This is a genomic window from Pseudomonas cucumis, assembly GCF_030687935.1.
GTDB classification, from domain to species: domain Bacteria; phylum Pseudomonadota; class Gammaproteobacteria; order Pseudomonadales; family Pseudomonadaceae; genus Aquipseudomonas; species Aquipseudomonas cucumis.
Window position 1 is genome coordinate 310566 of the sequence record NZ_CP117454.1, and the last position, 20583, is coordinate 331148.

Genomic DNA, 20583 nt, shown 5'->3' on the forward strand with positions numbered 1-20583 from the left:
AGTCGGTTTCGCGCTCTCGATTAAATTCTCTGCCCGGGTGAGGCGGGTGTCAACGGGAGTTTTTGACCGTGTGTCGGCGTCTTTTTCGGGCTGCGAAAAATCTCTTTTCGATGGGGAAACAGATCAATACGCTTGCGAATTAAAATTTCATATCTATTCGTATCTGTATTAGTCTGAATTCAAGACATCGCACATTCAAGGAGGCTACCCATGCCAGCCTCAACCATCGCCCTCAGCCCACAGCAACAACTCGAGACTCCCGAAGCCGGTCGAGTCGCGCTCAAGTTCTTTTTCAACCTCATGGAACGCTGGGGCTGCACCGCCGAGCAGCAACGCACCCTTTTGGGCAAAGTCGGTAATACAACGTTTTACAAGTACAAACACCTGCCACCGAACGTGCGCCTGCCCCACGACACCCTGGAACGCATCTCGTATTTGATGGGCATCCACAAAGCGCTGAGCATCATCTTCAGCAACAGCCGCGAGCGCGCCTACACTTGGGTCAGCAGCCCGAACACCGCCGCGCCGTTCAATGGCCAGTCGGCGCTGTCCTACATGCTGGCCGGCCGCGTGGTCGACATCGCTGACGTGCGCCGCTACCTCGATGGAGTGCGCGGTTGATGGCGCCGGAGCTGGCCGATCCGCAATGGCCGCGGGCCTATCGGATCGTCAACAGCTGCTTCCCGCCGATCTCGTTGTTCGAAGACGTACTCGATCCCGAAGACCTGCCCACCGCCTACGCGCTGGAAGCCCTGACCAACGATCGGTTGATGGAAGAAGCCGGCGTGCTCTCCCGCGTGCGCCCCGAAGACCACATCTCCGGCCCCGGCTCCACACCCGTTATGGCCGCCTTTACCCATATTGGCAAAACCAGCCGCTTCACCGACGGCACCTTCGGCGTCTACTACGGCGCCAGCAGCCAGACTGCCGCCATCGCCGAGACGAGTTATCACCAGGAACGCTTCCTCGCTGCGACCAACGAACCCGACCTCGAGTTGACCATGCGCACCTACGTCAACCAGGTCGTCAAACCCCTGCATGACATCCGCCAAGACTACCCCCACCTCCACGATCCGGACCCCAACGCCTACGGCCCCTCCCAGGCCTTTGCCCGCCAACTGCGCGAAACATTGTCATGGGGTTTGCTCTACAACAGCGTTCGCCTGCCTGGCCATGAATGTGTTGCCGCGTTTCGCCCACCGGCGGTTTCTATTCCGAAGCAAGGGAAGCACATTCGTTATGTGTGGAGTGCGAGCAGCCGGAAGATTTCGTTTGTGTTTGAGGTCAGCGAGATGTGAATGAAGCCAACGAAACGCAAAAAAACCATCGACGTAGTCATTACACCACGTAACGAATGATGTTCCCGCTCCCACCTTTATCCCCCTAAACCAACCCCCTACATTGATCTCCACACCACCTCCCCATCCTCTCGAAGGGAAGGTCACTGGAGATTCCTCATGCCTTTCGTAAGCGTACGCATCACCCGCGATGGTGTTACCTCAGAGCAAAAAGCTCAGGTAATCGCCGAAATCACGGAAACACTGGAACGTGTCCTCAACAAGCGCCCGGACCTGACCCACATCGTGATCGAAGAAGTCGACACCGATAACTGGGGCTATGCCGGGATGACCACCACTCAGTATCGAAAACAACAGGCTGAGGCGCAGGGGCAGTCATGACTGCGTCCGTCACCATCGATTTCATTTCCGATGGCGCAGGGCCCCCGCCGAAGCCTGATTGATCATTTTTTCAAACCATCACTATGAGTAGAGGTTCATCATGAGCAATTCGAAAAAAGTCATCGTGATTACTGGCGCCTCCCAAGGTCTCGGCGCTGGCATGGTCAAGGCCTTCCGTGATCTCGATTACCGGGTAGTCGCCACTTCGCGTTCGATCCAGCCATCCACCGATCCAGACATCCACACCGTTGCCGGCGATATCGGCGACCCGGCGATCGCCCAGCGAGTCATCCGTGAAACGATCGAACGTTTTGGCCGCATCGATACCCTGGTCAACAACGCCGGGATCTTCGTCGCCAAGCCGTTCACCGCCTACACCCAGGAAGACTACGCCGCAGTGCTGTCGGTGAACCTGAATGGCTTCTTCTACATCACCCAACTCGCGATCACCGAGATGGAAAAACAAGGCAGCGGCCACGTCGTCAACATCACCACCAGCCTGACGGACCACGCCATCGACGGTGTGCCGTCGGTACTGGCGTCGTTGACCAAGGGTGGTCTGAACGCGGCGACCAAATCCCTGGCCATTGAGTACGCCAAACGCGGGATTCGGGTGAACGCGGTTTCCCCGGGCATCATCAAAACGCCGATGCATGGTGAGGAAACTCACGAAGCACTGGGGAATCTGCACCCGGTTGGGCACATGGGGGAGATCAGCGATATTGCTCAGGCTGTTGTTTATCTGGACAGCGCCAACTTTGTCACCGGCGAAATCCTGCATGTAGATGGCGGGCAGAGTGCAGGGCACTAAGAGCTGTTCAGGAGTAGGGCGCTGTTCACAGCAAGGACGACGACCAGCGCTCTCATCCTTGAATCATTAACCTCCGAACGGCGCTACCTTGATCTGTTCACCTTTCTTCGCGCATGAGGGCGGATTGGTCATACCTAGCGTCAACAGGTTGCCGCCGTTAATGATGCAGTTGAATTGCTGATTATCGTTGGTTTTCAACGCGACATAAGTATTAGTACCTTCGGTACGACGGCTGACAATACTCAAGTCAGAAGGTGAATAGCCCAACGCACCGGCACTCTGAGATTTGATCTGCTCATCGGTTAGCGTGTTGGTACTGCTGGCGATGGAGTTGCAGCCGGCCAGCGTGAATAACAGCGCACCAGCCAAGGTTATTTTGTGAAGAGTCATGTGAGTGTTCCTTACTCGTTTGTGTTTCTTTGGGTCGTGTGGTGCCACGTACTTACCGGAAATCACAACTGAGGAAAGCAGTGGCTTGTGAAGCGTAGCAGAGGGAAATCGGCTCATTGATGGTTGAGAGGTTTCCTGTGCCTACTGTTCAGGCCGGTGCTATCAGTCCCACCAAACCCCAGAAACAACAAAGCCCCCACATTTCTGTGGAGGCTTCGTTTTGTATGGTGCCGGCACCAGGAGTCGAACCCGGGACCTACTGATTACAAGTCAGTTGCTCTACCAACTGAGCTATACCGGCGTGTTAGGGCGACGATTATAGCGATTGGGTTGGTTCTGTAAACCCCTGAATTCAGACTATTTTTGCGCAGGTGTCTGGTCAGCCGCGAACCAGTACGTTCTTGAGTTTCTGCAGGGCACGCCAGGCTCGGCTATTTTGCATCGCCCGCAGCTGCGCTTCGGCATGTTCAGCGCGTTGCAGGGCGGCGGCGAGGTGGTTTTCGGCGTCGGTGACGGGGTGGCTGAAGTTGTGGCCGCGGCAGAACTGGAATTCGTCCAGGTTGCACGGTGGGATGTCGAAGGCGGGTTTGAGGGCCAGGTGTTCTTCGGCCAGGTAGTAGGTGTTGATGCCGTCGAACAGGATGGAGTGGTAACCGGCGCCGGTGACGAGGGTTTCCCAGGTCTGGTCGCGCTCCCATGGGGTTTCGATGAGGATGATCCACGGTCGCCATTGGGTGAAGTCCATGCCGCGCAGGACGGTTTCTTCGTGGCCTTCGACGTCGATTTTCAGAAAGTGGATCGGGCGGTTCCGTGCGTGCTGTTCGCAGATGGAGGCCAGGGTGCGGGATTTGACGGTTTGGCTGCGCACGTCCATGCCGGCGTCTTTGTGTTGCTGCGCCAGGGCCGGGTCGAGGGTCGACAGGCCGGTGCCGGCGATGCCGTAGAAGGTCAGGTCATCGGCGGTTTCGCCGGCCACGCATTGCAGGTTGGTGTCTTTTGGGCGTTGCTGGCACAGGGCGTTGTAGTAGTTCGGCATGGGCTCGACGTTGATGCCGGTCCAGCCACGGTCATAAAAGGCTTTGGTGACGGAGTCCTGGGTGGGGTCGTTGGCCCCGATGTCGATGTAAAAGCCGTTTTCGACATTTTTGAGGGCGCGCCACAGGCGGATGTCTTCGAAATTCTGTGCGTAAGAAATGAACGTCACGGTCGCATCCTGTCGGTCAGGTTTTTCTTGTTCATGGCCGCACGCTCGGCGTCCTTGTATGCGTGTATAGCAAGGGGCGTAGCAAGGCGCAATTTTCCGCTACGGATGTCCGGTGTTCGGCGGTTATGTCGTTTTGATGAAATGCTTATGCACAATGGATCAGGGACGACTAACTGTTCATTACGATTTTGTAGACTCGTTCTCATTTGTCTGCAAATGCCTGTTTTACGGGTTTTTTATTGGTATGAACAAAAAATGACCAGCAGTGTTTCAGGCGTAAAACAGCGTGGATATTGGATCCACGATAATTCCATCAACAGAGTTATCCACAGGCTGTGGTTGTTTAAGAGCGTTCTGCCAGGAGGAGGAAATTGCGCGGTGTGAGTGGGGTTTCACAGAAGGTGCCGAGGCGAACGGAGTAACCTTGCTCAATGACGAAAAGTGCTCGATCAAGTACCAGCCACAGCTCCAGAGGCCGTCGGAAAAGGCCTCGCAGCAGCTCCAGGTTGCGCACTTCGGCCAGTCGCTGCCAACCGGCGGCTTCCAGCGCGGCCCAATCTGGCGTTCCAACTGTGGATAAGTCTTTGAGCGCGGCCAGATCGCGGCAATAATCGGCGAGAGGTTTGTCCAGCCAGGCACTGGGCAGGGAAGGGGTCGGCAGGTATTCGTCGACGCCGCGCAGTTGCCGTTGCAGCAAGTCGAACGCCAAGCGCCTCGCCATGGAGGTGTCGCGCTGGCGTCGGACGCGAGCGCCGGCGGTGACGGTTTCGCTCATCGGCAGCGCAAGATCATCGAGGGAAAGGTGTAGATCGGAGCGCTCGGCCGCGCAGGAAAGCGGCTGATAGGTGTCCAGACTGATCCGGTTGTAGCAGCAAGGCGCAATGGCCAGTTGTTTGCAACCGGCGGCGCTGGCGAGTTGGATCAGTCGCACATGCAGATCACCGCAGGCGTGTAGCGCGACTGGCGTGTGAGCGGCGTTCAATAAAGAGGCTGCGCCGGGCGCGAGTACATCCTGCTCGACATGCAGTGCATGCAATTGATGACGCTGGCTGAGTGCCTGGCCGCTGGCGACCAGCGCCGGGTCGTATTCCAGGCAAGTCAGTTGTTGACCGGTTTGCAGCAGGCGCCGCCCCAAATGGCCCTTGCCCGAGCACCAATCCAGCCAATGCGTCGGTGCATGAGCAAACTGCAGGCGACCGGCGAACGCTTCAATCTGCTGCCATTTGCGTCCCGGCACATCCACATTCAAGCGATGGCCCGCCGCTTCTAGCGCACGAGCCGGCAATTCACCCACCGCGCTCAGTTCAGCAGACATCGCCGCCAATGAAGCAAACGGCTCAGGCGCATCGAGCAAGCAAGGTTGGTTATGACTGTTTTCCGCATCCTCCAGCGACCGCCCGCGTAGCCAAAACGCCAACTCCGGGTAGGACGCTTCCCAAGGCAGTTGCAGATGGGTAAACGGCCGAGGTTTCCACAGCGCCTGATGCTCGATCAGAAAAGCATCCAGCGCGGTGAAACGGGCGAGCAGGGCCTCGCCCGTCAGCACGCAGGAATCAACGCCCTTGGCAGGCATCGACGCGCAGCCAGCGCTCCAGCAGCTTGAAGCCGCGAACCAGCACGTAAGCCATCAGCAGGTAGAACATGCCTGCGGCGAAGAAGATCTCCACCGGCAGGTAGGTGCGGGCAATGATGGTGCGGGCCATGCCGGTCAGTTCCAGCAACGTCACGGTACTGGCCAGGGCGCTGGCCTTGAGCATCAGGATCACTTCGTTACTGTAGGCCGGCAGGCCAATGCGCGCGGCACGGGGCAGCATGATGTAGAACAGCGCTTTGGCCCGGGACATGCCCAGCGCCCGCGCCGCTTCGATCTCGCCCGGTGGAATCGCCTGGATCGCACCACGCAGGATCTCGGCGATGTAGGCCGCGGTGTGCAGGGTCATGGTCGCGGTGGCGCACCAGAACGGACTGCGCAGATAGGGCCACATCGAGCTGTTACGCACCGCGTCGAACTGCGCCAGGCCGTAGTAGACCAGGAACAGCTGAACCAGCAACGGCGTACCACGGAAAAAGAAGATGTAACCGTAGGGGAATGCCCGCACGTACCAGAGTCGTGACGAACGAGCGATGCCCAGCGGAATCGCCAGCAGCAACCCTGCGATCACGGCGATAGCCACCAGTTCCAGGGTCAGCGTCGCGCCCTGAGCCAGTTTCGGCAGCCACTTGATGATGACTTCCCAGTTCATTGGGTGCTCCTCGCGAAGCCGCGAGCGGCGCGTCGTTCCATAAAGTGCATGCCGGTCATGGCCAGAATGGTCAGGCCCAGATACATGAAGGCGGCCACCATATAGAAGGTGAACGGTTGCTTGGATATGGTCACGCCGATTTGCGCGTGACGCATGATTTCTTCCAGGCCGATGACGGATACCAGCGCAGTGTCTTTCATCAGAATCATGAACAGGTTGCCCAGGCCCGGCAGGGCGATGCGCCACATCTGCGGCATGATCAGCCGGGTGAAGATGCGAAATTTCGACAGGCCCAGGGCTACGCCGGCTTCACGGTGACCTTTGGGGATCGCCAGAATCGCGCCGCGAAACACTTCCGTGGCGTAGGCGCCGAAGCATAGCCCCAGCGCAATCACGCCGGCAGCGAAGGCGTTGAGTTCGAGGTCGGGGTTGCCGAAGAACTCGCCCAGTGCGCGCATCAGGTTGACCGTGCCGAAGTAGATCAACAGCACCCAGAGCAATTCCGGGATGCCGCGCACCAGCGTCGAATAAGTACCGCCAAGCCATTGCAGCGGCTTGTACGGGGAAGTCTTGGCCAAGGCGCCGAGCAGACCGAGCACCAGCCCCAGGCATAAGGCCGAGAGTGCCAGTTTCACAGTCATCAGCGCACCAGCGGCGAGCGCCGGGCCGAATCCGTAGAGGTCGATAATCATGGAGTTCTTTTCAAATCGCGGCAGGCAACGCCAAGGACCGGCACCGTTAGCGAACGGTGCCGGTCAGGCAGGTCAGAATCAATAGATGCTGAACGGGAAGTACTTGTCGTTGATCTTCTTGTAAGTGCCGTCTTCGACGATTTCTTTCAGGGCAAGGTTCAGCCTGGCGCGCAGGGGGTCGTCTTTACGCACGGCGATACCGATCTTGTCGCTTTCTTCCACCGGGTCGCCCTTGAATTCATACGAGCGACCGGCGTCGCTTTTCAGCCACTCGTAGTTGACGTACTTGTCCGCCAGGATGCCGTCCAGACGTCCGGAAGTCAGATCCAGATAAGCGTTTTCCTGGGTGTCATAGAGTTTGACTTCAACGCCGGGCATGTTGTCTTCCATCCAGGTACCGGCGAGGGTCGCGCGTTGTGCGCCGATCACTTTCCCCTGCAGGGAATCCTTGTCGGTTTTGAACTCTTTGTCTTTCGGTGCGATGAACTGCAGTTTGTTGGAGTAGTACGGTTCGGTGAAGTCCACCGCTTGCTTGCGTTCGTCAGTGATCGACATCGAGGAGATCAGGAAGTCGAACTTCTTGGCGTTCAGAGCCGGGATGATGCCGTCCCAGTCGGACGTGACCACGGTGCACTCGACTTTCATCTTGGCGCACAGGGCATCGCCGATTTCTCTGTCGAAGCCGACGACATTGCCACTGGCATCTTTGTTGTTGAACGGCGGATAGGCCGCTTCGATGCCCATCTTCAAGGTCTCGGCGGCGGCACCGGCGCTGAAGGCCAGGGTGACAGCAGCGGCCAGGAAGATTTTTTTGTAGTTCTGCATGCGGGTAGCTCCGTTAGCGGTTGCTGGACATGAATTGTTTGCAGCGCGCCGAAAGCGGGTTTTCAAACACCTGCTGCGGCGATCCTTGTTCTTCTACCAAGCCCTGGTGGAGGAACACCACTTCGCTGGAAACCTGACGGGCAAAGCCCATCTCATGGGTCACGAGCAGCATGGTGCGGCCTTCTTCGGCCAATGCGCGGATGACATTAAGTACTTCCTGGACCATTTCCGGGTCAAGGGCGGAGGTGGGTTCGTCGAACAGAATGACCTTGGGCTGCATCGCCAAGGTACGGGCGATGGCCGCGCGTTGCTGCTGGCCGCCGGAAAGTTGCGCCGGGTAGGCGTGACGCTTGTCAGCGATGCCGACCTTGGCCAGCAAGGCTTCGGCGACTTCAATGGCTTCGGCTTTGCTTTGGCCGAGCACGCGGCGCGGGGCTTCGATGATGTTGTCGAGCACGCTCATGTGCGGCCAGAGATTAAAGTTCTGAAATACAAAACCGATCTCGCTACGCAGGCGATTGATCTGCTTGCCGTCGGCAGCGACCAGTTCGCCGTTCTTGGCGGCTTTGAGCTTGAGTTCTTCGCCGGCTACCAGGATCTGGCCCTGGTGCGGGTTTTCCAGCAGGTTGATGCAACGCAGGAACGTGGACTTGCCGGAACCGGAGGAACCCAGGATCGAGATCACGTCGCCGTCGCGGGCGGTCAGCGAGATGCCTTTGAGCACCTCAAGCTGTCCGTAGCGTTTGTGCAAGTTGCGGATTTCAAGCGCGGGCGTGGCCTCAGCCATGTGCGTTCCTCATAGTGTTTTGCGCTCCTGCTGTTGGCGGCCTTCCTGGCGAGGCGGCCAAGCTAGCATAGCGTTCGAATGGCAGCCAACAGCGCTACGGACGGTAAACGGGTGGCATGTGGCAGGTTGTCGCATCGGCACAGCAGACTGTCGCCCCATCAACAACCGAACAGCCGTTTGAACACGCGTGGGCGTGGCTGTCGCGTAAAAAAAGGCGCGATGTTGCCAGCTTTGACGGGGTGTTGGAAGCGCTAACCGGACAAACGTTCCTGATCTGCACTTTTATTGTGCGAGCACGAATTTTTTGGTGTGTTTCCGGTGCGCTGATTCGTTCCTTGAAGTGGGTGGCAGGGTAGCACTCTGGCGAAATGCCATTAATCTCAATGACTTGTGATGAATGCTCGATCGGCGGGCAGGCCCCGTATAGCGGGAGCATGAAACATTTTGGCGCAATTATTGCGTGCAGAATAAGAAACGCCCTGTTGGATTCTTTTTACGAGCAGGAATGTCAGACCGGGCCGAAGTCATCGCTTTACTTGCAAAGGTAGTCTTAATGAGTAGTAGCCAAAGCTCCTCCAACGGCCTCGAGCAGGGGCTAAAACCGCGTCACGTGACCATGCTCTCGATCGCCGGGGTTATCGGCGCCGGGCTGTTTGTCGGCTCCGGCCATGCCATCGCCGCTGCAGGCCCGGCCGTGCTGTTGGCCTACGCGGCCGCCGGTGCTCTGGTGGTTCTGGTAATGCGAATGCTCGGCGAGATGGCCGTTGCATCGCCAGACACAGGCTCCTTCTCGACGTACGCCGATCGCGCGATCGGTCACTGGGCCGGTTTCACCATCGGCTGGCTCTACTGGTGGTTCTGGGTGTTGGTCATCCCGCTGGAGGCTAACGCTGCCGCGACCATCCTGCATGCCTGGTTCCCGAATGTGGCGATCTGGGCCTTCACCTTGGTTATCACGTTGCTGCTAACGGTGACCAATCTGTTCAGTGTGAAGAACTACGGAGAGTTCGAGTTCTGGTTCGCCCTGGTCAAAGTCATCGCGATCATCGGTTTTATCGGTCTTGGCATTCTGGCAATCTTCGGCTTCCTGCCTACCAGCCAGGTCAGCGGCGTGTCGCATTTGTTTGACACTCAGGGCTTCCTGCCAAACGGCATGGGCGCGGTGCTGGGTGCCATCCTGACCACCATGTTTTCCTTCATGGGCACCGAGATCGTGACCATCGCGGCCGCGGAGTCGAAGAACCCTGGCCAGCAGATTTCCAAGGCTACCAACTCGGTCATCTGGCGGATTGGCTTGTTCTATCTCGTATCCATCTTCATCGTTGTGGCCTTGGTGCCATGGAACGACCCGATTCTGGCCAGCGTCGGTTCCTACCAGACCGTGCTGGAGCGCATGGGTATCCCGAATGCCAAGCTGATCGTCGATATCGTGGTTCTGGTTGCGGTAACCAGCTGCCTGAACTCGGCGCTCTACACCGCTTCGCGCATGATGTTCTCTCTGGGCAAACGCGGTGATGCGCCGGCCGTTTCCCAACGCACCAACAAGAGCGGCACGCCGTACTGGGCCGTCATGTTGTCCACCGCTGCTGCATTCATCGCGGTTTTCGCTAACTACGTGGCCCCGGCCGCCGTGTTCGAGTTCCTTCTGGCCAGCTCCGGCGCCATCGCGCTGCTGGTGTACCTGGTGATCGCGATTTCGCAACTGCGTATGCGCAAGCAGCGTATGGCTCGCGGTGAAAAAATTGCCTTCAGCATGTGGCTGTTCCCGGGCCTGACCTACGCAGTGATCGTATTCATTGTCGCGGCCCTGACCATCATGCTGTTCCAGGAAGCCCATCGCGTGGAGATCCTCGCGACCGGCCTGCTGAGCTTGTTGGTAGTGGCTGCCGGGTTGTTTGTGGCTCGCCGTCGCAAGCTGCAGAAAGTGGGCGCGGTGGTGCTGAACTGATTCGTACCGCATAACGCAAAACGGCCGCTGTCAGTGATGACAAGCGGCCGTTTTTGCGTGCGGGGTAGCCTTACTCGGCTTTTTCCACCGGCAGGTCCAGCGACTGACGATAACTGTCCAGTGCATCGCCAAAGTCAGTGATGAATTGCGGGTCGGTCAGCCAGGCCTGGGCGGCGTCGCGGTCCATGCCATCGGCCCACATGCGGTAGTCGATCAGCATGTCGGCGGCCAGGTGCGTGGCGGCCATGGCTTCGTTGTCGGCGTTTTCCATGTCCAGCAGTTCTGGATGGTCGCTGATGATTTCGGCGAGGTTCGACAGTAGGGTCAGCAGCATGTCGTTGCGGCTGATGGCCTCGGCGTCACGCATTTTGCTGAACATCGCCAGGGTGTATTCCGGGATCGGCTCGCCGAGTTCGCCCAAGTCGTCGTCCATCTCGGCGGGTTTTCTGCCGACCATGCGGATTTGCTTGGCTTTGGCCTTTGCGCGTTTGGCGCGTTTGTGTTGCTTGTTCAGGGATGCCATGGGAACTCAGTTTGGTTTCTGTTGGGTTTGGGCCGCGATGGCGTCGGACGCCGCCACGTAGTCAGCCTGGAAGGCCGCAGACTCGATCCACGCCAGGGCGCCAGCTTCGTCTGTCTCGGTGGACCATTGGCGGTATTCGATCAATGCCGCGAGGATGAAGTCCATCGCGCCTTCTTCGCCTTCCTGCTCGTACACCAGTTCCAGCAGCGGGTCTTCGAGGAAGGTTGCGCACATCGTTTGTTGGCTGGTTTTTTCGGCGTCGATCATTTTCTTGAACAGTTCGGTCAGGTCTACCGATTCGAAGTCGATGCGATCGTCGTTCGGGTCCAGCTCGACCGGCGCGGCGGCCCGCTGGGTGCGGTTCTGCTTGGCCTTGGCTTTGGCGCGGGAGGCGCGTTTGTTCTGCTTGTTGGCGGAGGCCATGGGCGTCGTTCCGTAATTCATTGAGGGGGCGCATCCATCAACTGCGTGGCACTCGCCGCCCGGGTGTATCGGGGGCCAGCTCGCCGGTCTGCAGCCAGGACAATGCAATGGGCCATAGTGTGGCTTGGTATGCGCTGCGAAAAAAGGCGAAATGTCCGACTTTTTCTTCGCCGATATCTGCGGGGGTGATTCGCAGGTGGGTGTTTGTACTGCCAGTGAAGTAATCGAGCAGGCGTTCGATCGCCGGAATCGTGCCGTAGGGGTCGTCGCTGAGGCTGATCGCCAGGGTTTTGGCAGTGACGTTGGCGAAGGGGAGCTGACTATTTTTAGTGTGGATGACACGACCGCTGGGGCGTTTCTCGTATCGGGCGGTGGGCATGCTCCAGTCGCGAACTACACCGGCCGGGGTGTCTTCGAGCCAGCCGAGGCGTTTGCCGGGAAAGTAGCCGTAAAGCATGGTCATCAATGGCATCACCACATGCCACTTGCCAAACATTCGCCAGCGATGAGCAGGGGCGTAGTCGCGCCAGTAAGCGAACTGAGCCCCCACCGTCACCAGCCGTCGGATCACATGCCCGGAGGTTCCCAGCCCGGCCGCGCAACCGCCGAAGCTGTGGCCGACGACATTGATGGGTTGTTGCGCAAACTCGCGTTGCGCCCTTTGCAGCATCGCCTCGAAATCCAGTGCGCCCCAGTCGGACCAAGAGGCCTCAAGCCCTTTCAACGACGCAGGGCGCGACTCGCCGATGCCGCGGTAGTCATAGGTGATTACGTCGAAGCCGTTGGTGAACAGGTAATCGGCGAAGCGCGAGTAGTGTCGGCAACGAACTGAAGTAGCGGCGTTGATGATCACCACTGGGCGCGTTGGGTCTTGATTGGCATGCCGCCAGGTGAAGCCGCCAAGGATGAAACCGTCGGCGGCGGGCTCGTTGAAAGATTCACCAGGTGTGCCGGTGGGTAACGGCAATTCAAGTTGCGTCGGGGCCAGTGAGGGCATGTCCTGCAAATTCATCGGCGTTGAACCTTTGCGGTTAGCCAACCACCATAGTCTTCACGCCGTTTATGAACAATCCACCGGTGCTTATCGGGACCTCTGCTTGAGTAACCGCTCCTCAAGCACCGCCCATTCCCGATCCAGTTCTGTACGAAGTTCCTCCTCGCTCGGCAGCACCAGTCTGTAGGTACTGGCGAACAGTTGTTCGTTGCCTTGCAGTACTGAATAGCGCACCACCGATTCATCTTTTTGCACGCAGAGAATGAGGCCGACGGTGGGGCTATCCTCCGGTCCGCGCTTGAGTTCGTCGTACATGCGCACGTACATATCCATCTGGCCGACATCCTGGTGGGTCAGTACGCCGCGCTTGAGGTCGAAGGCGAGCAGGAAGCCCTTGAGTTGATTGATCAGTGCTTGTTCAAGTTCGTTTTCCTGGATCAAGCCTGCATTGGGCAGGCCGAGAAATTCCAGTAGCACTGGGTCGCGGATGAAATCCCGGCGAATTCGTTTTGCAGGACCACGCCGATGACAGAGGCTCCTTGAGGAGCCCATCACGTAGTCCGATTCGCAGTGAGCCCAAGTGCTAATTGATCTAAAACTTGAACATCCGGTAACAAATCTAAAAGGAGTAACGATTGGGTTCTGAGCAACCCGGGAGTCGCCATCATGAAGAACGTCCATTCATTCATGCTGCCCATCGCCGCCGTCGGCGTACTGATGTTTCCAGTCGTGCTTAACGCCGCCAGTCTTGAACCGATCGACAGCACAGGCGTGCAAGTCCAGCAGCAACAGCAAAACGGAATTACTTACCTGTCCGGGGGGATTGGAGTGGATGAGGCTCGAGCCATTCAACAAGCGCAGGGCTACAACCTGCACATGACTTTCTCCATCGGGGCAGAGGGCAAATATGTTCCGGATGTAAATTTGGTCATTCAAAAAGACCCGGGGCAACCCGTGCTGACGCTGAGCGAAGCCGGCCCGTTGGTTTATGTTCAGCTGCCACCTGGCAAGTACACCGTCGTCGCGACACGCAATGGTGAGGAACGGCGTGATACGGCGGAGGTAGGAAGTGGTGCCGCTCGCAATCTTGTCTTCCATTGGGGGAGTGAAAACTAACGGAGGCAGCTTTTGCGCCTTGGCTTGGGCTGAATTCCCGATTTGAATCAGTCGTAACGCCCCTACAGGGGGGGGCAATGCCAAGGCTCAGAAGCTGAGCGGGCGATGCACATTACTTCTGGCTCAGAGCTCACATCCCTTGTCATCCAGATCGGCGAGTGTTGCGCCTTCTACCGTTTTCGGGTGTTCCTCTCAATGCATTGCGAGGCGGGGTCTGACAGCAAGGAGGGATGTGAGTCGAGGTTGTCCCGAATGCAGAACGATCATCCCTGTGTACAAGCGCAACGTGCCGCTGTTTAAGCCCTCTGCGTGTAGGAGCAAGTCGTAGAAGATAGCCGGAAACCGAGCCCGCAAAATCCCAGCGCCGCGCCGGTACTCACAGCGAAGCCAACGATTCAAGGACCGCGACGCGCAAGGGATTGCTTTCTACGCTCAGCAGCTTGATGGCTAAGGCGCAGCAGACCACGATCAACATGGGTTTAATCAACCGTGGACCGACGCGAACAGCGGCTCGTGCACCCAATTGAGCGCCGATGAAGGCCGCCAGAGCCATGGCTATGGCAATCGGCCAAATAATCACACCCTTGGTAATGAAGACCGACAAAGAACCCAGGTTGCATGAGGCGTTGGCAAGTTTGGTAAAACTCATGGCCCGCATCATGCCCAAGCCGCAGAGAAGTACAAAACCGACAATAAAGAAAGAGCCCACACCGGGGCCAAATATACCGTCGTAAAAGCCCAGGATCGGCGCCACGGTAAACGAAAAAAGCAGAATACCAATTCTCTTGCGTCGATCTTCATTGGCCAGCTTTGGTGAGAGCGCAAAATAGATAGCCACCAGAATCAGCATGATAGGCACGCAAACTTCCAGATAGCGCTTATCAATAGAGCTGACCAGCAAGGCACCACTGGCGCCACCCATAAATCCGCAGATCACCAGGAAACGGCCTTCGCGCCACTCGATCATTCCTTTGCGAGCAAAGGTTACAGTGGCCGAAACAGTTGCCGAAGCGGCCTGAAACTTGTTCGTTGCAATTGCACTGATCGGATCTACACCGGCCAGAAACAATGCAGGTAAGGTGATCAAGCCTCCACCACCGGCAATCGCATCAAAAAAACCGGCGAAAAAAGCGACAAGCGCCAACATGCCTATTAAATCCCAAGACATTGCATTCCCTCTTTCTAGTTATTGGCCAGTAATCACATGATTGGTCCTTCCGCAGCTTGAACGCTTAAAAAATCAGCCCTGCAGCAGTAGCGGGTCCTCTGAAATAACGACAGGGGAAGAAAATTTTGAAAGCCCGAAAATACGTACCAGGACTCGTCTGTTGTCTTTAATGACATCGCGACAGTGCAGAGAGCGGACGTTATTGATGACCATGGCTGACGCTTGAGTCAGTGTGTACTCGACTGGAGTTGCTTCGCTTACCCCCTGGCAAAGGGCGGCATAGGCCGTTTTGACAAAATTCGAGGCGTTGTCATTGACCGAAAAGCGATACGAGTTGAAGCGGGCTGCGAACCCGACCTTGTCGTCAAACTCCAGAATCGAAACGTTGCGACCATCTTCCCCTTTGCCACTGACAAAGGAGTCGCTACGAGTGAATTGAAAGTTGCCCGTGGTCAGTGCGAGGCAGTGGCTAACGCCAATTTTTTCCAGCAGGGGAGGCAGCGGAATAACCCGCGTAGGTTCCAGGCTCGGGTTCCACAAGGCGGAAAGTATGAGCGACGACGGAGAGGGCGAGTGCCCGTCTTTCGCGTTCACGGCGCACCAGTAAGGCGCCTCGGTATGCGGGCCAAGCGCGAGGCCGGAATGGGAGCTCAGTTCGTTGATGTCAGGCTCTGCATTGATTTTGACGAGTCCGCCACCCTTGAAGTTGGCTACCAATCGAACCAGCTTTCCTTCGTTGTCCATGTCATAGGCAAAGGAACTGTTATCCACCAGTTTCAACAAGATCTGATTACGTGCGGCCAGGCAAAGGACGTCGTATCGATTTTCCAGGGATGTCAGGTCTGGTAGTTCATTTGGAGGGCTGCCATCGGTGATTTTTTGCAGCCCTTCAAAGATCAACGCGCAAACAAGGCCATTAGAGTACGCCGCCAGCAGTTGGCATTGGTCTTTCGAAAACGAGGACTTTAATTCTGTGGCTGCCAGAGAGGCTTTGGACTTGGCTCCTGGTGCCTGCGGCCCGCCGATGGCGGCCAGTTCTTCGGCGAACGTGTGAAGCCGTGTTGATTGCCGGGTATCAAAGCTGAAAATTCTGATGTCCTGTTCAGTAAAAAACTCAGCGTTTTCGACATCTCGTTTGATGGCGTCAGTCATTACCCTACATCCCTGTTGTGTATCTGCTCTCGGTTATGCGGCAGCTTCTCCCACGATTCTGCCCAATCCGATGATCAGCGTATGTCATCCATTTCCGTTAAAGCATACGGAGCGTTCCGACAAGCCCGAGAGACTGCGAGAGGGGTCGTTCACCAATGCTTGACGCACTCGGGACTCAGCTTCGGAAGGCGTTGGAGGCGCTTGCTGGCGTAGCGCCAGGAGGTGGGAGTTGATGCTTCGTTCGGCGCTTCGAGGATGACTGGAACAGTGTCTCATCAAATTCCAGGCATAAAAAAACCCTGAATCTTGCGATTCAGGGTTTTCGGTATTTGGTGCCCAGAGACGGAATCGAACCGCCGACACGGGGATTTTCAATCCCCTGCTCTACCGACTGAGCTATCTGGGCAACGGGGCGCATTAAACTGGTTTTTCAGGGGGTCGTCAAGAAAGTTTTCAAAAAAATTTTAATTATTACCGTCGCTTACGTGCCGACCCCGGATTTTGATCAATTATTGAGCAGGCGGAACGTAGCCTTCAGCCTTGGCGTATTCCTCGCCGGAAAAGAACTTGTCCATCTCGCCTTGAAGATATTTGCGGTCTTCGGCGTTCATCATGTTCAGGCGTTTTTCGTTGATCAGCAGGGTCTGGTGTTTCTGCCAGTCGGCCCAGGCCTGGGCCGAGACGTGGTCAAAAATGTCCTGACCTTTTGCACCCGGAAATGGAGCGCGCTCCAGGGCGGGCAATTCTTCTTTGTACTTGCGGCACATGATGGTGCGGGTCATGACGACTCTCCTGCGTTCAATACGGCGGCCGCGCGTTCGAGCAAGGTTTTGACCGGGGCGGCAAGGCCCAGGCGCGGCGGGGTGGCGAGGTTATACCAGAGCCAGTCGGCCTCGGCCACGTGATGGCCGGCCTCCTGGACCTGAACCAGCCAGGGTTCGATGGATAATTGAAAGTGGCTGAACGTGTGCACCAGGCTCGGCAGTGCCTGTTGGCTGCCCAGTTCCAGCGAGTGCTGCGAAGCCAGATGTTGCAGGTCGTCGAGGTCGTCGAGTTCCGGCAGGCTCCAGAGACCGCCCCACAGGCCCGTGGAAGGGCGACGGTAAAGCAGAATCGCCCCTTCGCCGTTGGCGAGCATCGGCATCAGCGTGCGCTTCTGTGGCACGGCTTTGCGCGGTTTGGGAATCGGGTAGCGGGTTTCCAGGCCAAGCATGTGCGCCTCGCAGCCCTTTTCCAGCGGGCAGAGCAGACAGCTCGGTTTGCTGCGGGTGCAGAGCGTGGCGCCCAGGTCCATCATCGCCTGGGTGTAGGCGTTGACCCGATCATGTGGCGTGAAGCGTTCAGCGTTGGCCCACAGCTGTTTGGCAACCTTGGGCTCGCCCGGATACCCCTCTTGCGCGGTAAAACGCGTCAGCACGCGTTTGACGTTGCCATCGAGGATCGGCGCCCGCAGGCCCATGCTCAGGCTGGCAATCGCGCCGGCGGTGGACAGGCCGATACCCGGCAGGTCGGTGAGCTTTTCCACATCACGGGGAAACTCGCCGCCATATTCGGCAACGACAATCTTCGCGGTCTTCTGCAAGTTGCGCGCGCGGGTGTAGTAACCGAGGCCGGTCCACAGGTGCAGCACTTCGTCTTCCGGCGCGGCGGCCAGGGCTTCGACCGTCGGCAGCGAGGCCATGAAACGGTCGAAGTAGTTCAGCACAGTGCTGACCTGGGTTTGCTGCAACATGATTTCCGAGACCCACACCCGGTAAGGGGTGATGCCCTGTTGCCAAGGCAAATCGTGGCGGCCGTGGCGGTCGTACCAATCCAGCACCGCCGTTGAAAATTGCTCGGCTCTCATCGCTTGAACAGCCCCTTGAGCGCATTTTTCAATTCCGGGCTGACTTTATCGCCAAGCTTCTCGTCGATTTTTTCGCTGATCCGCTCGCCAGCCAGTTTGCTCGCGACTTGTCCCATGCGTTCGTTGTCGACGCGGCAAGCCTTGGCGCCCAGTTCCAGCGGGCCACGGCAGCGCAGCGGCCACTCGATGCCGACGAAGCGTTCGCTGACTTGGCAGGCAGGGTCCGGCATGTCGCTCTTGTCGCCTTCGACGATCACGCCGACGCGGTAATCCATGCCCAGCACCCGCAGGTCGATGTCGCCATTACCGTTGACGGTCATGCCCGGAATGCGCACTTTCAGATCGGGGTTATTGGCCACGCCGTTGTGGAAGGTCAGGTTGCCCTTGAGCTCTTCAAACGGTGTGTCCTTGCCCCGTGGCTCGCCCGTGAGGGTTTTGCGATTCAGGGTGGCGATGCCTTTGCACAGTTGCTGCTCAAGGTTGGCATTGAGCAGCACGCCGTTGTTGATGACGAAACTGGCCTTGCCGTTGAGGTTATCGATCAGCACGCTCTGGCTATTGCCGCTGCTGGTCAGCGCGCTATCGAGCGTCACCAGCCCTTGGACCGGTGGATTTTTCCCTTGGCTTTCGAGGATTTTTTCGACGGGTACTTTGTTGATGCGCGTCTGCATGTTCAGTGCCGGTACTTGCTGGCGCACATCCAGGGTACCTTTGGCTTCGAAGTCGCCGTCGTACAGATTGCCGCGCAGATTCTCCAGCGTCAGCAGGCCGCCTTGGCCTGTGGCCTTGAGTGCAGCATTCTGAATCGGCAGTTTGTCGAGGGTCAGCTGGCCGAAGGTCAGGTCGGCGTTCACGTCGAGTTTGCTCAGACGCTCCACCGGCAACAGACGCTCGGTGCTCCACGGGCCTTTGGTCGGTGAGGGTGGCAGCGGTGAACTGCCCGCGCCAGCCATCGCCTCACTCTCGGTGCTGGCCACTTCGGCCTGACGCACCTGCTTCGCGCTGTTGGCTTCGGCGGATTTTGGCGGCAAGTAACGATCGACGTTGAAGGTGTCAGCCTTGAGGTTCACTCGTAGAGATTGCCTGGCGAAGTCCTCGACAGCGATGCGGCCGCTGAACGTGCTGTCGTCGAGTTTCAGGGTGAGACTATCGAGGGACAGACTGGTCGGCGTGGCGGCAACTTGGCTCACCAGCTCAACTTTGCTCAGGCTGCCCTCGGCCATCGCCGGGAGTTTCTGGCCGATGCTGTCGACGAATTTCGCCAGATCGAATTGAGCAATCGACAGGCCGCCGCTGATTTGCGGGGTCTTGTCGAGGTCGTTGGCCTTCAGTTCGCCCAAGGCGCGCAGTTGGTTGGCGGAGATCTTGATACCGGTCCATTCGGCGACGTTGGCGGCCTTGTCCAGCAGCAACTGGCCTTGAGCGGCGAAGGTCATGGTCTTGCCTTGCAGCGGATCACCAGCGACTTCGCCGGAGAGTTTCATGTCTTCGAATTTGTAGCGCTGCAGCGCACGCTCGAAACGCAACTCGCCGGCCAGCTCGGTGCGCACCCGCAGAACCGGTTGGTTGGTACCGAGGAACGCGGTGAGTTTGATCGGTATGTTGGTCGAGTCATGTACCGGGCCAGTGCTCAGCTGGATGCTTTCGGCGCTGAACTGCTTGCCGGTTTTCTCGTCGCTGTATTCAACGCGGGCGTTGTTGACGGTCAGGCTGTCGATGTCCAGGCGGATCGGCTGGGACGGTTTTTCTGCCTGCGCGGTAGTCGTTGGCGCAGGTTCGCCGGTAGCGGTGGGCGGCGTGGCCGAGGCACTCGGGGTGGCCGGGGCCTTGCCGATGTCTTCCCAGTTGCCGTGGCCGTTCTTGTCGCGATTCAGGCGCAGGTTCAGGCCTTCGACGCGCACATCGCTCATCTGCACTTCGCGGCGCAGCAACGGAATCACGCGGACCGACAGGCCGAGCATCTGCAAGTCAGCAAACGGCTCGGTTGGCTTGGCCAGGGTCGCAACACTGGCTTCGTGCAATTCAAGGCCCAGCCAGGGAAACAGGCTCCAGCCGATATCGCCATTGAGCGTCAGCTCGATGTGGGCCTTGTCGCGGGCAATCTGGCGAATCTCGTCTTTATAGTCGTTGGGATCGAAGAGGTGGGTCAGGGCAAAGCCCAGCGCCACAATGATCAGCAACAGCCCGAGAAGTACCAGACCCAGGATTTTGCCGAACGCTTTCATGGGCGAGTCCTTGTATTAGTCGAATTCGAAATTTAGCCGGGGAGTATAGCGCTCCGAAGTAGCTGACCGGTCAGCGATCACTTCGGGAGCTCATCCAGCGGCACTTTCAGCTTAGCCGCTAGCGCTTGAGCTTCGAGGTGCCCGGCAGGCGCCAACAGCCGCAATGTCGCGCCTGATTGCGACGCCATGTTCTGCGCTTCGTTCACCAGGCGCTCGGCAACGCCACGGCGACGGGTGATTTTTCGTACGCATAAATGGGACAAATGCCAGACGTCGTGGTGCCGCTGCAAACGTGCCGCACCCAACAACCGATCGTTGAAGCGTCCGGCGATCAGCGAACCATCCTGCAGGCAGTCTTCAATCAGCTGTATCTCCCCAGTGAATGGCGCAAACAGCCAGTCCGGGGCGTCGCGGTAGATCTTCTGCAGGTCTTGCTGATCCTGATATGTGGCTTGGTTCAGCAGCTCGACAATGATCGGCATGGTGCTTCCTTTGAAAAGTTAATCCGGCCTCTGCGTGTGAAAACATGTTCTTGCGGTTGTACGAGAACAGATGAC

At 57.9% G+C, this 20583-nt stretch carries 22 protein-coding genes, 2 tRNA genes and 1 pseudogene; 6 read left to right on the top strand and 19 right to left on the bottom strand.

The window, feature by feature from the left end:
• Positions 1 to 210 precede the first annotated feature (210 nt).
• The 4 genes from PSH97_RS01370 (at position 211) to PSH97_RS01385 (ending at position 2490) form a co-directional block, all read left to right on the top strand.
• Positions 211 to 621, top strand: a complete 411-nt coding sequence (locus tag PSH97_RS01370; protein WP_305424164.1) for an MbcA/ParS/Xre antitoxin family protein — start codon at positions 211 to 213, stop codon at positions 619 to 621.
• Positions 621 to 1298, top strand: a complete 678-nt coding sequence (locus PSH97_RS01375; protein WP_305447806.1) for an RES family NAD+ phosphorylase — start codon at positions 621 to 623, stop codon at positions 1296 to 1298. Before PSH97_RS01370 ends, PSH97_RS01375 begins: the two co-directional genes overlap by 1 nt.
• A gap of 159 nt (positions 1299 to 1457) precedes the next feature.
• Positions 1458 to 1679 (top strand): tautomerase family protein, encoded by a 222-nt coding sequence (locus PSH97_RS01380; RefSeq protein WP_305447807.1) that lies wholly within the window; start codon positions 1458 to 1460, stop codon positions 1677 to 1679.
• Positions 1680 to 1779: 100 nt separating this feature from the next.
• On the top strand, positions 1780 to 2490 hold the full coding sequence (locus tag PSH97_RS01385) for an SDR family NAD(P)-dependent oxidoreductase (protein WP_305447808.1): 711 nt from the start codon (positions 1780 to 1782) through the stop codon (positions 2488 to 2490).
• A gap of 66 nt (positions 2491 to 2556) precedes the next feature.
• Here the strand turns inward: PSH97_RS01385 and PSH97_RS01390 are convergent, their stop codons facing one another.
• The 8 genes from PSH97_RS01390 to PSH97_RS01425 all read right to left on the bottom strand — a co-directional run bounded on the left by PSH97_RS01390 (position 2557) and on the right by PSH97_RS01425 (position 8631).
• Positions 2557 to 2880: a hypothetical protein gene (locus PSH97_RS01390; RefSeq protein ID WP_305447809.1), complete on the bottom strand. Its 324-nt coding sequence runs from the start codon at positions 2878 to 2880 to the stop codon at positions 2557 to 2559.
• Between the two features lie 225 nt (positions 2881 to 3105).
• Positions 3106 to 3181, bottom strand: a tRNA-Thr gene (locus PSH97_RS01395).
• Between the two features lie 78 nt (positions 3182 to 3259).
• Entirely contained in the window at positions 3260 to 4084 is an 825-nt protein-coding gene (locus tag PSH97_RS01400; RefSeq protein ID WP_305447810.1) for an FkbM family methyltransferase, read from the bottom strand.
• 343 nt (positions 4085 to 4427) lie between these two features.
• Entirely contained in the window at positions 4428 to 5657 is a 1230-nt protein-coding gene (locus PSH97_RS01405; RefSeq protein ID WP_305447811.1) for a methyltransferase, read from the bottom strand.
• Positions 5638 to 6327, bottom strand: coding sequence for an ABC transporter permease (locus tag PSH97_RS01410; protein ID WP_123498398.1), 690 nt, complete (start codon positions 6325 to 6327; stop codon positions 5638 to 5640). The genes PSH97_RS01405 and PSH97_RS01410 overlap by 20 nt, the downstream gene beginning before the upstream one ends.
• Positions 6324 to 7019 carry an ABC transporter permease gene (locus tag PSH97_RS01415; RefSeq protein ID WP_305424152.1) on the bottom strand — a complete coding sequence of 232 codons (696 nt, stop codon included), beginning with the start codon at positions 7017 to 7019 and terminating at the stop codon, positions 6324 to 6326. The genes PSH97_RS01410 and PSH97_RS01415 overlap by 4 nt, the downstream gene beginning before the upstream one ends.
• Positions 7020 to 7097: 78 nt before the next feature.
• Positions 7098 to 7844, bottom strand: coding sequence for an ABC transporter substrate-binding protein (locus PSH97_RS01420; RefSeq protein ID WP_305447812.1), 747 nt, complete (start codon positions 7842 to 7844; stop codon positions 7098 to 7100).
• Between the two features lie 13 nt (positions 7845 to 7857).
• Entirely contained in the window at positions 7858 to 8631 is a 774-nt protein-coding gene (locus PSH97_RS01425) for an ABC transporter ATP-binding protein (RefSeq protein ID WP_007897462.1), read from the bottom strand.
• 553 nt (positions 8632 to 9184) lie between these two features.
• On the opposite strand from PSH97_RS01425, the gene gabP reads away from it, so the two are divergent.
• The gene (gene gabP, locus PSH97_RS01430) at positions 9185 to 10579 is read left to right on the top strand and encodes a GABA permease (protein WP_305447813.1); all 1395 of its coding nucleotides are present in this window, start codon (positions 9185 to 9187) and stop codon (positions 10577 to 10579) included.
• 70 nt (positions 10580 to 10649) lie between these two features.
• Here the strand turns inward: gabP and PSH97_RS01435 are convergent, their stop codons facing one another.
• The 4 genes and pseudogenes from PSH97_RS01435 to PSH97_RS01450 form a co-directional block, all read right to left on the bottom strand.
• Positions 10650 to 11102, bottom strand: a complete 453-nt coding sequence (locus tag PSH97_RS01435; RefSeq protein WP_305447814.1) for a hypothetical protein — start codon at positions 11100 to 11102, stop codon at positions 10650 to 10652.
• A gap of 6 nt (positions 11103 to 11108) precedes the next feature.
• A complete protein-coding gene (locus PSH97_RS01440) occupies positions 11109 to 11525 on the bottom strand; it encodes a hypothetical protein (protein WP_305447815.1) in 417 nt (138 codons plus the stop codon).
• A gap of 37 nt (positions 11526 to 11562) precedes the next feature.
• Complete coding sequence (locus tag PSH97_RS01445; protein ID WP_305447816.1) at positions 11563 to 12537, bottom strand: alpha/beta hydrolase family protein; 975 nt, start codon at positions 12535 to 12537, stop codon at positions 11563 to 11565.
• A gap of 69 nt (positions 12538 to 12606) precedes the next feature.
• Positions 12607 to 13017, bottom strand: a pseudogene (locus PSH97_RS01450) (PDDEXK nuclease domain-containing protein); the annotation flags it as partial.
• 168 nt (positions 13018 to 13185) lie between these two features.
• On the opposite strand from PSH97_RS01450, the gene PSH97_RS01455 reads away from it, so the two are divergent.
• A complete protein-coding gene (locus PSH97_RS01455) occupies positions 13186 to 13635 on the top strand; it encodes a carboxypeptidase regulatory-like domain-containing protein (RefSeq protein ID WP_305447817.1) in 450 nt (149 codons plus the stop codon).
• 376 nt (positions 13636 to 14011) lie between these two features.
• On the opposite strand, the gene PSH97_RS01460 is transcribed toward PSH97_RS01455, so the two are convergent.
• The 7 genes from PSH97_RS01460 to PSH97_RS01490 form a co-directional block, all read right to left on the bottom strand.
• Complete coding sequence (locus PSH97_RS01460) at positions 14012 to 14803, bottom strand: TSUP family transporter (RefSeq protein ID WP_305447818.1); 792 nt, start codon at positions 14801 to 14803, stop codon at positions 14012 to 14014.
• Between the two features lie 72 nt (positions 14804 to 14875).
• Positions 14876 to 15955, bottom strand: coding sequence for a hypothetical protein (locus PSH97_RS01465; RefSeq protein ID WP_305447819.1), 1080 nt, complete (start codon positions 15953 to 15955; stop codon positions 14876 to 14878).
• Positions 15956 to 16285: 330 nt separating this feature from the next.
• Positions 16286 to 16361 (bottom strand) — tRNA-Phe (locus PSH97_RS01470).
• Positions 16362 to 16464: 103 nt separating this feature from the next.
• Entirely contained in the window at positions 16465 to 16737 is a 273-nt protein-coding gene (locus PSH97_RS01475; RefSeq protein WP_305447820.1) for an oxidative damage protection protein, read from the bottom strand.
• Positions 16734 to 17801, bottom strand: a complete 1068-nt coding sequence (gene mutY / locus PSH97_RS01480) for an A/G-specific adenine glycosylase (RefSeq protein ID WP_305447821.1) — start codon at positions 17799 to 17801, stop codon at positions 16734 to 16736. Before mutY ends, PSH97_RS01475 begins: the two co-directional genes overlap by 4 nt.
• Positions 17798 to 20026 (bottom strand): AsmA family protein, encoded by a 2229-nt coding sequence (locus PSH97_RS01485; protein WP_305447822.1) that lies wholly within the window; start codon positions 20024 to 20026, stop codon positions 17798 to 17800. Before PSH97_RS01485 ends, mutY begins: the two co-directional genes overlap by 4 nt.
• A gap of 77 nt (positions 20027 to 20103) precedes the next feature.
• On the bottom strand, positions 20104 to 20508 hold the full coding sequence (locus tag PSH97_RS01490; RefSeq protein ID WP_305447823.1) for an acetyl-CoA sensor PanZ family protein: 405 nt from the start codon (positions 20506 to 20508) through the stop codon (positions 20104 to 20106).
• Positions 20509 to 20583: the final 75 nt, after the last annotated feature.

What these genes read in the sequence shown, in the direction of transcription:
- PSH97_RS01370 (WP_305424164.1), top strand. Translation starts at nt 211, where the DNA reads ATGCCAGCCTCAACCATCGCCCTCAGCCCACAGCAACAACTCGAGACT.
- PSH97_RS01375 (WP_305447806.1), top strand. Translation starts at nt 621, where the DNA reads ATGGCGCCGGAGCTGGCCGATCCGCAATGGCCGCGGGCCTATCGGATC.
- PSH97_RS01380 (WP_305447807.1), top strand. Translation starts at nt 1,458, where the DNA reads ATGCCTTTCGTAAGCGTACGCATCACCCGCGATGGTGTTACCTCAGAG.
- PSH97_RS01385 (WP_305447808.1), top strand. Translation starts at nt 1,780, where the DNA reads ATGAGCAATTCGAAAAAAGTCATCGTGATTACTGGCGCCTCCCAAGGT.
- PSH97_RS01390 (WP_305447809.1), bottom strand. Translation starts at nt 2,880, where the DNA reads ATGACTCTTCACAAAATAACCTTGGCTGGTGCGCTGTTATTCACGCTG.
- PSH97_RS01405 (WP_305447811.1), bottom strand. Translation starts at nt 5,657, where the DNA reads ATGCCTGCCAAGGGCGTTGATTCCTGCGTGCTGACGGGCGAGGCCCTG.
- PSH97_RS01410 (WP_123498398.1), bottom strand. Translation starts at nt 6,327, where the DNA reads ATGAACTGGGAAGTCATCATCAAGTGGCTGCCGAAACTGGCTCAGGGC.
- PSH97_RS01415 (WP_305424152.1), bottom strand. Translation starts at nt 7,019, where the DNA reads ATGATTATCGACCTCTACGGATTCGGCCCGGCGCTCGCCGCTGGTGCG.
- PSH97_RS01420 (WP_305447812.1), bottom strand. Translation starts at nt 7,844, where the DNA reads ATGCAGAACTACAAAAAAATCTTCCTGGCCGCTGCTGTCACCCTGGCC.
- PSH97_RS01425 (WP_007897462.1), bottom strand. Translation starts at nt 8,631, where the DNA reads ATGGCTGAGGCCACGCCCGCGCTTGAAATCCGCAACTTGCACAAACGC.
- gabP (WP_305447813.1), top strand. Translation starts at nt 9,185, where the DNA reads ATGAGTAGTAGCCAAAGCTCCTCCAACGGCCTCGAGCAGGGGCTAAAA.
- PSH97_RS01435 (WP_305447814.1), bottom strand. Translation starts at nt 11,102, where the DNA reads ATGGCATCCCTGAACAAGCAACACAAACGCGCCAAACGCGCAAAGGCC.
- PSH97_RS01440 (WP_305447815.1), bottom strand. Translation starts at nt 11,525, where the DNA reads ATGGCCTCCGCCAACAAGCAGAACAAACGCGCCTCCCGCGCCAAAGCC.
- PSH97_RS01445 (WP_305447816.1), bottom strand. Translation starts at nt 12,537, where the DNA reads ATGAATTTGCAGGACATGCCCTCACTGGCCCCGACGCAACTTGAATTG.
- PSH97_RS01455 (WP_305447817.1), top strand. Translation starts at nt 13,186, where the DNA reads ATGAAGAACGTCCATTCATTCATGCTGCCCATCGCCGCCGTCGGCGTA.
- PSH97_RS01460 (WP_305447818.1), bottom strand. Translation starts at nt 14,803, where the DNA reads ATGTCTTGGGATTTAATAGGCATGTTGGCGCTTGTCGCTTTTTTCGCC.
- PSH97_RS01465 (WP_305447819.1), bottom strand. Translation starts at nt 15,955, where the DNA reads ATGACTGACGCCATCAAACGAGATGTCGAAAACGCTGAGTTTTTTACT.
- PSH97_RS01475 (WP_305447820.1), bottom strand. Translation starts at nt 16,737, where the DNA reads ATGACCCGCACCATCATGTGCCGCAAGTACAAAGAAGAATTGCCCGCC.
- mutY (WP_305447821.1), bottom strand. Translation starts at nt 17,801, where the DNA reads ATGAGAGCCGAGCAATTTTCAACGGCGGTGCTGGATTGGTACGACCGC.
- PSH97_RS01485 (WP_305447822.1), bottom strand. Translation starts at nt 20,026, where the DNA reads ATGAAAGCGTTCGGCAAAATCCTGGGTCTGGTACTTCTCGGGCTGTTG.
- PSH97_RS01490 (WP_305447823.1), bottom strand. Translation starts at nt 20,508, where the DNA reads ATGCCGATCATTGTCGAGCTGCTGAACCAAGCCACATATCAGGATCAG.